The sequence below is a fragment of the Arthrobacter gallicola genome (assembly GCF_014836775.1).
Taxonomy (GTDB): Bacteria; Actinomycetota; Actinomycetes; order Actinomycetales; family Micrococcaceae; genus Arthrobacter_B; species Arthrobacter_B gallicola.
The window spans coordinates 228,246-242,325 of record NZ_JACSQD010000004.1; the positions used below are offsets into that span (position 1 = coordinate 228,246).

The 14,080-nt window shown below is 65.5% G+C and carries 12 protein-coding genes; 8 read left to right on the forward strand and 4 right to left on the reverse strand.

The genetic code is table 11. From position 1 onward, the window contains the following. Nucleotides 1-6: 6 nt before the first annotated feature. A complete protein-coding gene (locus H9639_RS10505; RefSeq protein ID WP_191808029.1) occupies nucleotides 7-798 on the forward strand; it encodes a DeoR/GlpR family DNA-binding transcription regulator in 792 nt (263 codons plus the stop codon). Between the two features lie 86 nt (nucleotides 799-884). Then, a complete protein-coding gene (locus H9639_RS10510; protein ID WP_191808030.1) occupies nucleotides 885-1,526 on the forward strand; it encodes a dihydrofolate reductase family protein in 642 nt (213 codons plus the stop codon). A 55-nt stretch (nucleotides 1,527-1,581) separates the two neighbouring features. Here the strand turns inward: H9639_RS10510 and H9639_RS10515 are convergent, their stop codons facing one another. Both H9639_RS10515 and purD read right to left on the reverse strand, forming a co-directional pair. Next, nucleotides 1,582-2,475 carry a phosphoribosylaminoimidazolesuccinocarboxamide synthase gene (locus H9639_RS10515; RefSeq protein WP_191808031.1) on the reverse strand — a complete coding sequence of 298 codons (894 nt, stop codon included), beginning with the start codon at nucleotides 2,473-2,475 and terminating at the stop codon, nucleotides 1,582-1,584. Further along, on the reverse strand, nucleotides 2,472-3,782 hold the full coding sequence (gene purD / locus H9639_RS10520; protein WP_191808149.1) for a phosphoribosylamine--glycine ligase: 1,311 nt from the start codon (nucleotides 3,780-3,782) through the stop codon (nucleotides 2,472-2,474). Before purD ends, H9639_RS10515 begins: the two co-directional genes overlap by 4 nt. Before the next feature lie 367 nt (nucleotides 3,783-4,149). On the opposite strand from purD, the gene H9639_RS10525 reads away from it, so the two are divergent. From H9639_RS10525 to purM, 5 genes are read left to right on the forward strand one after another with little or no spacing between them, the layout of a single operon-like run. After that, entirely contained in the window at nucleotides 4,150-5,154 is a 1,005-nt protein-coding gene (locus tag H9639_RS10525; protein ID WP_191808032.1) for an asparaginase, read from the forward strand. A gap of 3 nt (nucleotides 5,155-5,157) precedes the next feature. Beyond that, nucleotides 5,158-5,538 carry a sterol carrier family protein gene (locus H9639_RS10530; protein WP_191808033.1) on the forward strand — a complete coding sequence of 127 codons (381 nt, stop codon included), beginning with the start codon at nucleotides 5,158-5,160 and terminating at the stop codon, nucleotides 5,536-5,538. Nucleotides 5,539-5,563: 25 nt separating this feature from the next. Then, on the forward strand, nucleotides 5,564-5,884 hold the full coding sequence (locus H9639_RS10535) for a hypothetical protein (protein ID WP_191808034.1): 321 nt from the start codon (nucleotides 5,564-5,566) through the stop codon (nucleotides 5,882-5,884). Between the two features lie 51 nt (nucleotides 5,885-5,935). Beyond that, a complete protein-coding gene (gene purF / locus H9639_RS10540; protein WP_191808035.1) occupies nucleotides 5,936-7,489 on the forward strand; it encodes an amidophosphoribosyltransferase in 1,554 nt (517 codons plus the stop codon). Beyond that, nucleotides 7,486-8,601, forward strand: coding sequence for a phosphoribosylformylglycinamidine cyclo-ligase (gene purM / locus H9639_RS10545; RefSeq protein WP_191808036.1), 1,116 nt, complete (start codon nucleotides 7,486-7,488; stop codon nucleotides 8,599-8,601). Before purF ends, purM begins: the two co-directional genes overlap by 4 nt. Nucleotides 8,602-8,850: 249 nt before the next feature. On the opposite strand, the gene H9639_RS10550 is transcribed toward purM, so the two are convergent. Beyond that, entirely contained in the window at nucleotides 8,851-9,084 is a 234-nt protein-coding gene (locus tag H9639_RS10550) for a DUF3073 domain-containing protein (protein ID WP_191808037.1), read from the reverse strand. A gap of 611 nt (nucleotides 9,085-9,695) precedes the next feature. Between H9639_RS10550 and H9639_RS17185 the strand changes: the two genes are divergently transcribed. After that, complete coding sequence (locus tag H9639_RS17185; protein WP_191808038.1) at nucleotides 9,696-11,255, forward strand: septum formation family protein; 1,560 nt, start codon at nucleotides 9,696-9,698, stop codon at nucleotides 11,253-11,255. A 107-nt stretch (nucleotides 11,256-11,362) separates the two neighbouring features. On the opposite strand, the gene clpB is transcribed toward H9639_RS17185, so the two are convergent. Next, complete coding sequence (clpB, locus tag H9639_RS10560; protein WP_191808039.1) at nucleotides 11,363-13,990, reverse strand: ATP-dependent chaperone ClpB; 2,628 nt, start codon at nucleotides 13,988-13,990, stop codon at nucleotides 11,363-11,365. Between the last annotated feature and the right edge of the window lie 90 nt (nucleotides 13,991-14,080).

A 14,080-nucleotide genomic window follows, 5' to 3' on the forward strand; every position in this document is an offset into this window, starting at 1 on the left:
CCCACTGTGAACGCTGATCCTGCTGAATCCGGTCCGTTGATCCCCGACCAGCGGCGTGAGCTCATCCTGAAGCACCTGCGGCGGGAACAGGTTTTGAGCTTCAATCAGCTCTCTTCCCTGCTTGATGTAAGCCACATGACGATCCGGCGTGACGTTGCCGTGCTGGAAGAAGAAGGCAGAGCAGTCTCAGTGCCGGGCGGCGCCAAGATTGCCAGCCGCCTAACGGTCGAGCCAAGCCATGAGGAAAAGGTTCTCGTCGATTCGAGCGAGAAAACGGCAATGGCCGCCATTGCCGCCGCCATGGTTGAAGACTCGATGACGATTTACCTCGATGCGGGGACGAGCATGCTCGCGATCGTGCCGCTGATTGCCCATGTCCGCGACCTCACCGTGGTCACCAACGACGTGGCAATCATCCGCGAGCTGATTCCGCATCCCACCACCGAAATCATCAGCATCGGAGGCCGGGTTGACAAGGGAAATCACTCTACAGTCGGTCGGCTCGCCGCTGCCATGCTGCGGGAGCTGGCGGTTGATATCGCCTTCATCTCCACCAGCTCCTGGGACCTTACCCGAGGCCTGACAACACCCACGGAATCAAAAGTTGAAGTGAAGCAGGCTGCAGCAGCGATCTCCTCAGAGACGGTTCTCGTCGCGGCCAGCTCCAAATACGGCACCTTCGGCAGGTTCCGTGCGCTCAATCTGGCCGATTTCGACTGGATCATCTCCGACTCGGGCCTCAACGACAACATTGTCGCCGGGCTCTCCTCCCTGGGTGTAAAAGTCCGCCGCCCCTAGCACCGGGACAGCGTCCATCCCTTGCATCGTTCGGCCGCGTAGGTAAGCTCGGGTTCACTCTCTGTCTAGCTGCCCAGGAGCCCTCCATGGCTGTTCGTGTAGACCTGAACATTTCCCTTGACGGATACGCCACCACCACGGATCAGACTCCGGAAAACCCGTTCGGGCAGGACTGGAGCCGGCTGGTCGGCCCGTACTCCGCCACCCGCACCTTCCGGGAGCGGGTCCTGCAGGAAACCAGCGGTGAAGGGACCACCGGCGTGGATGACAAGTACGCCGAGTCGTACTTTGACCAGATCGGCGCGGAAATCATGGGAGCCGGCATGTTCGGTCTGCATAATTTCCCCGACGACCCGGATTGGCAGGGATGGTGGGGGGACGAGCCTCCGTTCCGGGTCCCGGTCTATGTCCTGACGCATGCTCAGCGCCAACCGATTGAAATGGCCAATGGAACCCGGTTCGAGTTCCTCGCCGCCTCCCCCGAGGACGCGCTGGACCTGGCCACGGAAACCGCCGCGGGCAAGGACGTCAGGGTGGGCGGGGGCCCCACGGTGGTCAAGGCTTTCCTGGAGGCCGGACTGGTGGATCAGCTGCACGTGGGCATCACCCCCATCCTGCTGGGCCGCGGCATCAACCTGTGGGAGGGTCTCCGCGGCTTGGAAGACGCCTACGACGTCAGTGCGGAAACGGCGGAAAGCGGCGTCGTACACCTGACCTTCCGGGGCTGACACAAAGCGGCCCCGGGAAATCCCGGGGCCGCTTTCGCTCACTGTTGCTGGAAAGTTAGACGAACGTTTTTCCGGTCAGCCGCTCGTACGCGTCGACGTACCGGGCGCGGGTGCGCTCGACGACGTCGGCCGGCAGTGCGGGAGGCGGTGTGTCCGATGCCTTGTCCCAGCCGGACTCGGGGGAGGTCAGCCAGTCCCGGACATACTGTTTGTCAAAGGACGGCTGCGCCTGGCCGGGCTCGTACAGGGACGCATCCCAGAACCGTGAGGAATCCGGGGTGAGCACCTCATCGCCCAGGGTGACCAGTCCGGTGGCCGGATCCAGCCCGAACTCCACTTTGGTGTCCGCCAGGATGATCCCCCGCTCGCGGGCAATCGCCTCGGCGGTGGTGTAGATTTCCAGCGTCAGGGTGCGGATCGTCGCGGCGGTTTCGGCACCCACGGCCGCCACAACGGCGTCGTAATTAATGTTCTCGTCATGCTCGCCCACCTCGGCCTTGGCCGACGGCGTGAAGATGGCCGGCTCCAGCCGCGAGCCGTCCACCAGGCCAGCTGGCAGCGGCACATCGCAGACGGTCTGGGAGTCCTTGTACTCAAGGAGCCCGGACCCGGTGAGATAGCCGCGGGCGATCGCCTCCACCGGGTACATCGCCAGCTTCTTGCAGATCATGGCCCGCCCGGCGACTTCGGCCGGAACTCCTTCGTCCGCAGAAATCACGTGGTTGGGGATGTTCTCCAGCTGTTCGAACCACCACAGGCTGAGCTGCGTCAGGATCCGGCCCTTGTCCGGGATGGTGCTGGAAAGGACATGGTCGTAGGCGCTGATCCGGTCGCTGGCGACCACCAGCACCCTGTCCTGCGCTGCGTCGGGGCCGGCCGGGACATACAGGTCGCGGACTTTACCGGAGTAGATGTGCTCCCAGCCCTGCAGCTGCGGTGCCTGGCTCATGAAAGTTCCTTCTCATTGTCGATCCCCGCGCTGCCGGCCGGCACCACGATTTCCCCGAGGGAAGCCTTCAGCGCAATGTCGCTGCGGTGCTGTGAGCCTTCCAGCTCAATCGCGGCGACACCCGCATAGGCAAGCTCCCGGGCCTGCACCAGGTCCTGGCCCAGGGCCACGACGGCGAGGACCCGCCCTCCGGCGCTGACGATTTCCGCGGCGTCGAGCCGGGTGCCGGCGTGCAGCACGTGCACGCCCTCCATCGCTTCCGCTTCCACCAGGCCCAGGATCGGGTCTCCGGTGCGTGGGGTGTCCGGGTAGTTTTTCGAGGCGACGACGACGGCGACTGCCGTGCGTGCGTCCCATTTCAGCTGCTCCATGGCATCCAGTTCGCCCTTGGCGGCAGCCAGCAGGAGTCCCCCGAGCGGAGTCTTCAGCCGGGCCAGGACGGCCTGGGTTTCCGGGTCACCGAAGCGGGCGTTGAACTCGATGACGCGCATGCCGCGGGAGGTCAGGGCCAATCCGCAGTAGAGCACACCGACAAACGGGGTGCCGCGGGCGGCCATTTCATCCACGGTCGGCTGTGCGACGCGCGCAATCACATCGTCCACCAGGTTTGCCGGCGCCCACTCCAGAGGCGAGTAAGCACCCATACCGCCGGTGTTCGGTCCTTCGTCATTATCGAAGATCCGTTTGAAGTCCTGTGCCGGAGCAAGCGGCACCACGTGCCGCCCGTCGGAGAGGACAAACAGGGAGACCTCCGGCCCGTCCAGGTATTCCTCGATCACCACGGTTCCGCCGGCGTCGAAGCAGGCCTGTGCGTGGGCCAGGGCTTCGTCCCGGTCTGAGGTAACGACGACACCCTTCCCCGCCGCGAGCCCGTCGTCCTTCACAACATAGGGTGCGCCAAAGGTGTCCAGCGCGTCGGCGGCTTCCTCAGCGGTGGCGGCAACCCTGGCCATGGCCGTGGGAACGTTGGCGGCGGCCATGATCTGCTTGGCGAACGCCTTCGAGGCTTCAAGCTGAGCCGCTTCGCGGGAGGGACCGAAGACCGGAATACCGGCGTCGCGCAGGGCATCGGAGACGCCTGCGGCGAGCGGGGCCTCAGGCCCCACGACCACAAGGTCCGAACCGAGGCGCTGAGCCAGTTCGGTCACAGCCGCCGGATCGCTGGCGTTGACGGGATGGACTGGCACAATCTGGGCGATTCCGGCGTTACCAGGAGCCGCATGGACTTCCGAAACGTAGGGATCAGCCAGCAGTGCCCGGACAATGGCGTGTTCGCGGCCGCCGGGGCCAACAACAAGAACCTTCACAGTCATTCAGCGTACTGGCAGGGACGCACGCCCTGAAAGCCGGGGCAGCTGCATGACGGCGGCTCCCGTACCGGGTTTCGCCCCGATGCGTTGCACGCACTGCGGGCAGAGCGGATAGTGAGAAGCGGCGGGCTCTCCAGGTTCGCCGGCGCGGGCTATGGGGCAGGCGGACTCGATGGCGGTGCTGGGGCGGTCATCGCACCCCTGCCTCACCGCGTGCGCCCCTCACCTTTCTCCGGACGATGCGGCGGTCCGCTCCCGCATCCAGCGCGGTGAAGCTACCGTCCACACCCCACCTCGGCAACAACGCGCGGCGCTTCGCTGCATGCGTCCCGGACTGTCCCCCGGACTTTCGTAGACTGGCAGTATGTCTGCCACCTTTACTGCCGCTGATGCCGTCGAACTCGCCGTTGTGGAACGCAACGGCTTCATTGAGTCCCGGCACGTGGGGTCCGCCGTCGTCCTCTCCGGAGACGGGTCGGTGGTGACTTCCCTGGGCGACATCACAACACCGGTGTTCCCCCGCTCCTCCCTAAAACCCTTCCAGGCAGTTGCCGCCATGCAGGCCGGCGTTCCACTGCGTGGACCGCAGGTGGCCCTGGCCGCAGCCAGCCACACCGGCGCCAAGGAACACACCGACGTCGTCCGCGGCATGCTGGAGGCCGCAGGCCTGACCGAAGACCACCTGCAGTGCCCGGCGGACTGGCCACAGAACGAGGAAGCCCGGACAGCATTGATCCGCTCCGGCGCAGGCAAGCAGAAAATCGCCTTCAACTGCTCCGGCAAACATGCCGCATTCCTGTGGGCCTGCACCGAAAACGGCTGGGACACCGGTACGTACCTGGATCCCCGGCATCCGATGCAGCAGGGCGTGGCCCGCGTGGTCGAGGAATACTGCGGTGAAGCACCGGCCCACTGGGCTGTGGATGGCTGCGGGGCTCCGCTGGCGGCGGTTTCCTTAACCGGCCTCGCCCGGGGCATCGGCCGGCTGGCCCAGGCCCCGTCCGGCAAGCACGGCGACGCGCGGGCTGCCACCGTGGCCACGGCCATGCTCGACTACCCGTGGGCCGTACACGGCGCCGGCAAGGAAAACACCACGGTCATGGAAGACCTGGGGATCATCGCCAAGAGCGGCGCCGAAGGTGTGCTGGTCCTGGGCACCAGCACCGGCGTTGCCGTGGCGCTCAAGATGCTCGACGGTAATGGCCGGGCCGCCACCCTGGTGGGCCTGACCCTGCTCGCGGCCAGCGGCGCTGTCGACCCCGAGGCCGTCTTCAAGGTCCTCGCGAAGGTGGTGCCGCCGGTCCTGGGCGGCGGCAACCCGGTGGGCAGCCTCCGGCTGGCCGCCCCCGTCACTGCGCTGCTGGACTAAGCCGTGGCACGACGCAGGATTTCCGCTGCCGACGGCCAGCGCGCTCTCCGCGCCGCGGCGGCCGGCGGAACAGACCGGACGACGACGGCGATGGCCGTGCGCTACGCCCTCGAAGAGCTGGCCGAACGGGTACCGGGCAACAGCGTGGAAGTCCGGGTGCCTCCGTTCGGCGTCACCCAGTGCATCCCGGGCCCCCGCCACACCCGCGGCACCCCGCCAAACGTGGTGGAAACAGACGCCGCCACCTGGCTGGGCCTGGTGACCGGTGCCCAGTCCTGGGCCGGTGCCGTCGCCGCCGGAAAAGTCTCAGCCTCTGGGCTCCGAGCTGACCTCTCCGAGTGTCTTCCGCTCTTCCCGGAACTTGGCACCGGCGTCCGGCAGTAGCCTCTACTGCCGGTAGAATTCCCCTATGACTTCAGAGCAGCACAGCCCTGAGCGGCGCGAGATCACCATTCGCCGAGCTCCCCGCTTCGTTCCCTTTATGGTGCTGGGCGCGGTTGCCGCCTTCGTTGTGGCCGTCATTATGGCCTACACCGGCCCCGAGAATGCGCAGTACACCCGTGAATCGGTGCTGGGCTTCTTCTTTGTGATCCTTGCGCTTCCCGGCGTGGCTCTGGGCTCGATTCTCGCGCTGGTCCTGGACCGGATCAGCGTCCGCCGCGCCAAGCATGCCATCGTCGAGGCAGCAGATGACGAGCCGCGAACCGCCGGCGGGTCCCACTCCGCGTAACGCACTGCCCCAGAACCGGTTGCACGCGGTGATCATGAGAGAATAATTCCTATGGCACGCGGTGACGGAAAGCTTTCCCACGATCTCATGCCCGGCGAGAAAGGACCGCAGGATGCCTGCGGTGTTTTCGGTGTCTGGGCCCCCGGCGAAGAGGTAGCGAAGCTTACCTATTACGGTCTGTATGCGCTGCAGCACCGCGGACAGGAGTCCGCCGGCATTGCAACCAGCGACGGCAACCGGATCAGCGTTTATAAGGATATGGGCCTGGTCTCCCAGGTTTTCGATGAGACCACCCTGAACACCTTGGTGGGGCACATCGCCATCGGCCACTGCCGCTATTCCACCACCGGCGGCTCCCACTGGGCCAACGCGCAGCCGACCCTCGGCGCGACCGCCGCCGGCACGGTAGCCCTGGCCCACAACGGCAATCTCACCAACTCCGCAGAACTGTATGAATTGATCCTGGAACGCCAGGGCCGCCCCCGCGCCGGTGAAATCGCGCAGGGCAACACCTCCGACACAGCACTGGTCACCGCCCTCCTCAACGGCACGGACGGCCGCTCGCTGGAAGCAACAGCGCTCGAGCTGCTGCCCAAGCTGCGCGGGGCTTTCTCCTTTGTCTTTATGGATGAGGGCACGCTCTACGCCGCACGTGACACCTACGGCGTCCGCCCGCTGGTCCTCGGCCGGCTGAACCGCGGCTGGGTCGTCGCGTCCGAAGGCTCTGCCCTGGCCACCGTCGGCGCCACCTTCATCCGGGAGATCAAGCCCGGTGAGTTCATCGCGATCGATGAAAACGGTGTCCGTTCCCAGACCTTCGGGGAACCGACCCCTGCCGGCTGCGTGTTCGAGTACGTTTACCTGGCCCGGCCCGATGCCTCAATCAACGGGCGCTCCGTCTACGAATCCCGCGTGGAAATGGGCCGTCAGCTGGCCCGCGAAAATTCGGTGGAAGCAGACATTGTGATTCCCGTGCCGGAATCCGGCACGCCCGCGGCCGTGGGCTACGCCGAGGAGTCCGGCATCCCGTTCGCGCATGGCTTCGTGAAGAACTCCTACGTGGGCCGCACCTTCATTCAGCCCAGCCAGACCCTGCGCCAGCTGGGGATCAAGCTGAAGCTCAATGCCCTGGAATCCGTGATCCGCGGCAAGCGTGTGGTGGTGGTGGACGACTCGATCGTCCGCGGCAACACCCAGCGGGCCATCGTGCGCATGCTGCGTGAGGTCGGTGCCAAGGAAGTCCACGTCAAGATCTCCTCTCCTCCCGTTCAGTGGCCCTGCTTCTACGGCATCGATTTCGCTTCCCGGGCCGAACTGATCGCCAACGGTGCCGAGATCGAAGAAATCTGCACGTCCATCGGAGCGGACACCCTGGCCTACATCTCCGGCGACGGGATGATCGGCGCCACCCAGCAGCCGCGGGAAAAGCTCTGCACGGCCTGCTTCACCGGCGATTACCCCATCGAACTACCCTCCGCTGACCGCCTGGGCAAAAACCTGCTGGAGAACCCCGCGGACGCGGACGGATCCAACGGCTGCGATCCCGGGCCGGACAGTGAATTCGAGACCCTCCTGACCCCGACAGACAAGAAAGAATCAGTATGAGCGCGAGCGAAAACGCCATCACCTACGCCTCCGCAGGTGTGGACGTCGAAGCCGGCGACAAGGCCGTTGAACTGATGAAAGCGGCCGTGAAGGCCACGCACAATAACAACGTCATCGGCGGGGTCGGCGGCTTCGCCGGGCTCTACGACGTCTCCCGGCTGCTGACCTACAAGAAGCCCCTGCTGGCAACCTCCACCGACGGGGTCGGCACCAAGGTGGCCATCGCCCAGGCCCTGGACATCCACCACACCATCGGCTTCGACCTGGTGGGCATGGTGGTGGACGACATCGTTGTGGTCGGCGCCGAACCGCTGTTTATGACCGATTACATTGCCTGCGGCAAGGTGGTCCCCGAACGCATCGCGGATATTGTGCGCGGCATTGCCGCCGCCTGTGAAGTTGCCGGCACCGCCCTGGTGGGCGGGGAGACCGCGGAGCACCCCGGCCTGCTCGGTGTTGACGAGTACGACGTCGCCGGTGCCGCCACCGGCGTCGTCGAAGCTGCTGATCTGCTCGGTCCGGAGCGCGTTCGCAACGGTGACGTTGTTATCGGCATGGCGTCCTCCGGTATTCACTCCAACGGTTACTCACTGGTCCGCCGCGTCATCAATCACGCCGGCTGGCAGCTCGAGCGCCAGATCCCGGAACTGGGACGCACCCTCGGCGAAGAACTGCTGGAACCGACCCGCGTGTACGCAGCCGACTGCCTGGACCTGGCCCGCTACGCCCCTGCAGGTGTCCACGGGTTCAGCCATGTGACCGGCGGCGGTCTGGCCGCTAACCTGGCCCGGGTGCTGCCCAAGGGCATGGAAGCCACCATTGACCGCTCCACCTGGGAACTTCCCCCGGTCTTCAAGCTCGTGGGCGAACTCGGCAACGTCCCGCTGCCGGATCTGGAGCGGACACTGAACCTCGGCGTCGGTATGGTCGCGATCGTCGACGCCGCCGGTGCCGATGCAGCGCTGGCCCGCCTCGCCGAGCGCGGAGTCCCGGCCTGGACCATGGGCACCGTGGGACCCGCAGGGGAACCCGACACCGCTAACCCGGACTACGTCCAGGGCGCCAAGGGTGTCGACGGCGGCGCAGTGCGTCTGGTCGGCAGCTACGCCTAGGCATTCCACAGCTTTCAACGCAAAGAGGGTGGCCACTCGAAGGAGTGGCCACCCTCTTTGCATATGCCCGGAGCTGGTCTTCGCCGCTGGTCTTTAGAGATGGCCCGTGGTGGGAAAGCCGGGCTGGTTCCGGCGGAGTCTGCGGCGGCTGGCGAATTAACCGCTTAAACGCCCTTCAGCGGATCCACCGACTGGTGATCCGCTGAAGGAGGGCAATTGGCTTGCCGAAGAACGATTCGTTCGCTGCATCTAGCCGATGCGGCGGGAACCCTCGTCGTCGTCATCGTCGCCAAATTGATCTGCGTACTTATCCTCGTACGCCGAGTAATCCGGCTCGGCCGGTTCCTCGGGATATCGACTCGAAGGACGGCTCGCAGGTCCCGACAGCTCACGCTGAAGGGCCGAGTAGTCCGTGGCAGGAGTGAAGTACTTCATCTCGCGTGCCTGCTTGGTTGCTTTTGCCTTTTGACGGCCGCGCCCCATGGCGTGACCCCCTTTTTGCGTCGATCCGGAGGTGGTCGCTCGGGCAGGAGAGCGAGGCCCCGGAATTTGGTCAATTTGTCGTAACTACAGGTTACATGCTTTCCCGCGGCGTTGTGCCCTTGCATGACCTCACGCGCACTCAACTTCCAAGTTTACTCCCGGTCCGCTACCGGCGCGTACTGCGCTGTCACCTGCAAATTCGCTAAAGTCAGGGAGGAACAGACGTTGCGGGACACCAGCGGGACCACGAACAGGGAGGACAGACGTTCACCATGAGCGATCAGAAGCGGACGCCGCGGGCAGGCGCACCCCTGCCGGGAAAGTCCCCGCGCACCTCCCCGCCACTGGACGGCAACGCGTCCGGCAAAGGGTCCCAGGCAACACCTCCCGCAGTTCAGCGAACACCACCTGCCCGGAGCAATCCCGCTACAAGGAGCATTCCAGTTACTAAGCCGCAGCAGTCATCCGCCAGTGGACGTCCCGTAGCCCAGGGTGACTCCTCCCCCGGCAGAGCAGGCCAGCCCGATGTGCCCGGGAAGTCCGGGAAACCGGGTAAGTCCGGCCGGCGGGTTCCAGGTGCCAAGCGGCCAGCCGCCGCCAAGAAAGGCACCGTGCCCAAGGGGCTGCTCGGTTCCAAGAGCGGTGCCAAACGCCCGGCCCTGAGTACCGGCCCGGGGGCCAAGGACGCTTCCGGACCCGCCGACGATCCCACTCTGCCTCCGGAACCATCCAGCGGGCACGAGGTTCCGGACAAGGGATCCACTCCGGGACCGAAAAAGAGCCCTGAGCAGGGACAGGGCCCGGAGACCGGTGCGGCCCTGCCTGATTTGGCTTCCCACACGGAGGCACCGGAGTGGCTCTCCGGGGACGGCTCCCGCGACGCGGAAGTCTGGACCGAGGCCTTCGACGCCGAGGTTCAGCAGTCGCCACCTGCTGAACCCCAAGTTGTTCCAGCCGAAGACGTCCACCTCGCCGAACCCACCCTCGGTGTCCCGTCCATCAGCGCAGACGTTGCGGAGGCAGCCTCGCTTCCGGCAGCGGCGGCTGAAGTGCGGGCAGTCTCCGAAGAAGCAGCAGAGGCCGGAAAGCAGGCCGGAATTCCCGAGCCGGCCCCTGAAGGCACGGAAGTCGCCGTCGACGCCGGCGAGGGTCTTACCGAACTGGAATCCGACGCCGACGGCACCACTGCAGCCGAGGCAACCGGGGAAGACAGCACAGCTGCCGATGAAGGCGCTGATGCTGGTGAGACGAAGGCAGAGGGCGCTGCCGAGACTGAACCGGCGGCAACAGCGGCGGACCCCGAAACCCCGGACGCTGCGCCCGCTGGCGCTGAACCTGCCGCTGACGCTGGCACTGAGACGGACACCGACGCCGACGCTGGCACTGATGACGCTGGCACTGATACCGACACTGCCACTGGAACGTCAGACACCGGCGCTGCCGCTTCAACGGCGAGCGCAGACAGCTCACAGCCCACGATCGTCACGTCGTCTGTCAGTAGCGACAGCACCGACCTCGCTGCACCTGTCACTGATTCGTTCGCCTCTCTCGCCCTCATCAAAACAGTTCCGGCTGAGGATCCGGCGGATACCGGCATTACCCATACGGTCCACCCTTCCGGTTCCACCGCTGTTCCCGCTGATTCCCGGCGGGCACGCCGCACCAGGGAAGCCGCGGAGGCTGCCGCCAAGAGCACCGGCAGCAGCAGCCGGACAACCCGCATGCTGGTCCTGATCGGATCGATTCTGATCATTGTCCTGCTGGGCATCTGGCTCGCCACCGTCGTTGCCGACAGCAACCGGGAGGAGGGCGTTCTGGAGGAGTCTGTGTCTCCCATCGATCTGGAAGCAGGAGCCTGCATCCTGGACTTCCAGAGCGTGAACGCAGAGGTCACAGTTGTTACCTGCGAAACCCCGCACAACGCACAGCTTGTTGCGAGCGAGTCCTACCTCAACTCGGATTCGTTCCCGGGCGCGGACGCCTTGGCCGCCAAGGCTGAGGAAGTCTGTTCCTCGGTGATGTACACGGATGCTGCGTCCAAGTACGTGGACCTGGAGCTCAACCGTGCTGTCCCGACGCAGAGTTCCTGGGATGCCGGCGACCGCCGGGTGGATTGCTTCGTGGTTGCTCCTGGTGTGGAACTCTCCGAGTCCCTCATCGTTCAGCCCTAAGACCCGTCCAGGCGTCAGACCCGGCCAGGCGTAGGGCACGCGCCCCGGACGCGCAAAAAGCCGGAAGGCCGCCAAGGGCGGGCTTCCGGCTTTCTGCCTGCCGGGGACTATCCGACGGGCGCCACGGCTTCGACGCTCAGGCCCTGGGCCGCCAGTTCATCGCCGTTGACGGCCTCGGGCCGGTCCACCAGGACGGTGTCGCCGTCGGAGATCCGGCCGGCCAGGATGCCCTTGGCCAGTTTGTCCCCGATTTCCCGCTGCACCAGCCGGCGCAGCGGCCGGGCACCATACGCCGGATCGTACCCGGTCAGCGCCAGCCATTCCCGTGCCGCGTCGGTGACCTTCAGGGTCAGGCGGCGGTCCCGGAGCCGGGACGCGAGGCCACGCACCTGAATGTCCACGATCTTGGACAGCTCCTCCAGGTTCAGCGGATCAAAGAGGATGATGTCATCCAGCCGGTTCAGGAACTCCGGTTTGAAGTTGGCGTTCACCATGGACATCACCGATTCGCGCTTCTGGTCCTCGTTCAGCCCCGGATCCACCAGGAACTGGGAGCCGAGGTTGGAGGTCAGGATCAGGATAACGTTGCGGAAGTCCACGGTGCGGCCTTGTCCGTCCGTCAGCCGCCCGTCGTCGAGGACCTGCAGCAGAATATCGAAGACATCCGAATGGGCCTTCTCCACCTCGTCCAGCAGAATGACGGAGTAGGGACGCCGGCGGACCGCTTCGGTGAGCTGGCCGCCCTCCTCGTATCCGACGTATCCCGGAGGGGCACCAACCAGGCGGGACACCGTGTGCTTTTCGGCGTATTCGCTCATGTCCATGCGGACGATCGCGCGTTCGTCGTCGAAAATAAACTCCGCGAGGGCCTTGGCCAGCTCAGTCTTGCCTACGCCGGTGGGCCCCAGGAACAGGAAGGAACCCGTGGGCCGGTCCGGGTCGCTGACCCCGGCACGGGAGCGCCGGACGGCGTCCGCCACCGCAGCAACGGCCTTGGTCTGCCCGATCAGCCGGGACCCGATGACTGACTCCATCTCCAGCAGCTTCTGCGACTCCCCCTGGAGCATGCGGCCGGCGGGGATGCCGGTCCAGGCCGACACGACTTCGGCGATGTCGTCGGCAGTGACTTCCTCCGACACCATCAGTTCCCTGGCACCCTCACCGAACTGATCCTGCTCGGCTTCCTGCGCGGCATCAAGTTCCTTCTGCATGGCCGGGATTTCGCCGTACAGGATCCGGGAGGCCTCGGTGAGATCGCCGTCGCGCTGGGCCTTTTCGGCGAGTGAGCGCAGTTCGTCGATCCGGGCCTTGATATCGCCAACCCGGTTGAGGCCGGCTTTCTCCGACTCCCAGCGGGCGTTCAGGGCAGCAAGCTGCTCCTTCTTGTTCGCCATGTCCTCACGGAGCACCTCCAGGCGTTCCAGCGACGCTTCGTCTGTCTCCCCGGAGATGGCCAGCTCCTCCATGGTGAGCCGGTCGACGGCGCGGCGCAGTTCGTCGATTTCCTCCGGTGCGGAGTCAATCTCCATCCGGAGCCGGGAGGCGGCCTCATCGACCAGGTCGATCGCCTTGTCGGGCAGCTGGCGGCCCGTGATGTACCGGTTGGAGAGGTTCGCAGCGGCCACCAGCGCGGAATCGGCGATGGCTACCTTGTGGTGCGCTTCGTAGCGTTCCTTCAGGCCGCGGAGGATGCCGATCGTGTCCGGAACGCTGGGCTCCCCCACGAAAACCTGCTGGAAACGGCGTTCCAGCGCAGCGTCCTTCTCCACGTTTTCGCGGTATTCGTTCAGGGTGGTGGCACCGATCAGGCGCAGCTCGCCGCGCGCCAGCATGGGCTTGAGCATGTTGCCCGCGTCCATGGACCCTTCGGCCGCTCCGGCGCCCACAACGGTGTGCATCTCGTCAATGAACGTGACGATCTGTCCCTCCGCACTGGCGATCTCCTCCAGCACGGCCTTGAACCGCTCTTCAAACTCGCCGCGGTACTTAGCTCCCGCCACCATGGACCCGAGGTCCAGCGAGAGCAGGGTCTTGCCGCTCAGGCTTTCCGGCACGTCTCCCGCCACGATCCGCTGCGCGAGGCCTTCGACGACGGCGGTCTTCCCCACTCCGGGTTCACCGATCAGCACCGGGTTGTTCTTTGTCCGGCGGCTCAGCACCTGAATCACCCGGCGGATTTCGGCGTCGCGGCCAATGACGGGATCAAGTTTCCCGGACCGCGCCAATTCGGTGAGGTCGGTGCTGAACTTTTCCAGGGCCTGGAGGGTGTTCTCCGGATCGGCATTCGTCACTTTACGGTCTCCTCGGACGGTGGGAAGGGCGGCGGCCAGCACATCGCGGCCGGCATTGTTGTCCCGCAGTGCCTTGCCTGCCGGCCCGCTGTCCACCGCGAGAGCCAGCAGCAAGTGCTCGGTGGAAACGTAGGCATCACCAAGCTGGGAAGCCTCCTGCTGTGCGGCGTTTATGACCTGCAGCAGGGGGCGCGAGAACTGCGGCTGCTGCACGGAGGATCCGGAGCTGGACGGCAGGTTATGGATGGCGTTGCTGGCTGCGGCACTGACGGCGTCTGGGTTGGCCCCGGCAGCCTTGAGCAGGGCCACTGCCACGCCCTGGCGCTGGTCCATCAGTGCTTTCAACAGGTGGGCAGGCTCAATCTGGGGATTTCCGGCAGTGGTCGCGTTCATAGCGGCGGACTGAAGTGCCTCTTGGCTTTTGTTCGTGAACTTCGTATCCACAGCGGGCTCCTTTTCGGGCTCAAAGAACAACCAAAACAAGCTCCCGGCGGACTGTCCTTTTGGAGAACCCTGGTGGCCCTACCTACTGGC

What these genes read in the sequence shown, in the direction of transcription:
- H9639_RS10550 (WP_191808037.1), bottom strand. Translation starts at nt 9,084, where the DNA reads ATGGGGCGCGGCCGTCAAAAGGCAAAAGCAACCAAGCAGGCACGCGAG.
- H9639_RS10510 (WP_191808030.1), top strand. Translation starts at nt 885, where the DNA reads ATGGCTGTTCGTGTAGACCTGAACATTTCCCTTGACGGATACGCCACC.
- H9639_RS10535 (WP_191808034.1), top strand. Translation starts at nt 5,564, where the DNA reads ATGACTTCAGAGCAGCACAGCCCTGAGCGGCGCGAGATCACCATTCGC.
- purM (WP_191808036.1), top strand. Translation starts at nt 7,486, where the DNA reads ATGAGCGCGAGCGAAAACGCCATCACCTACGCCTCCGCAGGTGTGGAC.
- H9639_RS10525 (WP_191808032.1), top strand. Translation starts at nt 4,150, where the DNA reads ATGTCTGCCACCTTTACTGCCGCTGATGCCGTCGAACTCGCCGTTGTG.
- H9639_RS10515 (WP_191808031.1), bottom strand. Translation starts at nt 2,475, where the DNA reads ATGAGCCAGGCACCGCAGCTGCAGGGCTGGGAGCACATCTACTCCGGT.
- purF (WP_191808035.1), top strand. Translation starts at nt 5,936, where the DNA reads ATGGCACGCGGTGACGGAAAGCTTTCCCACGATCTCATGCCCGGCGAG.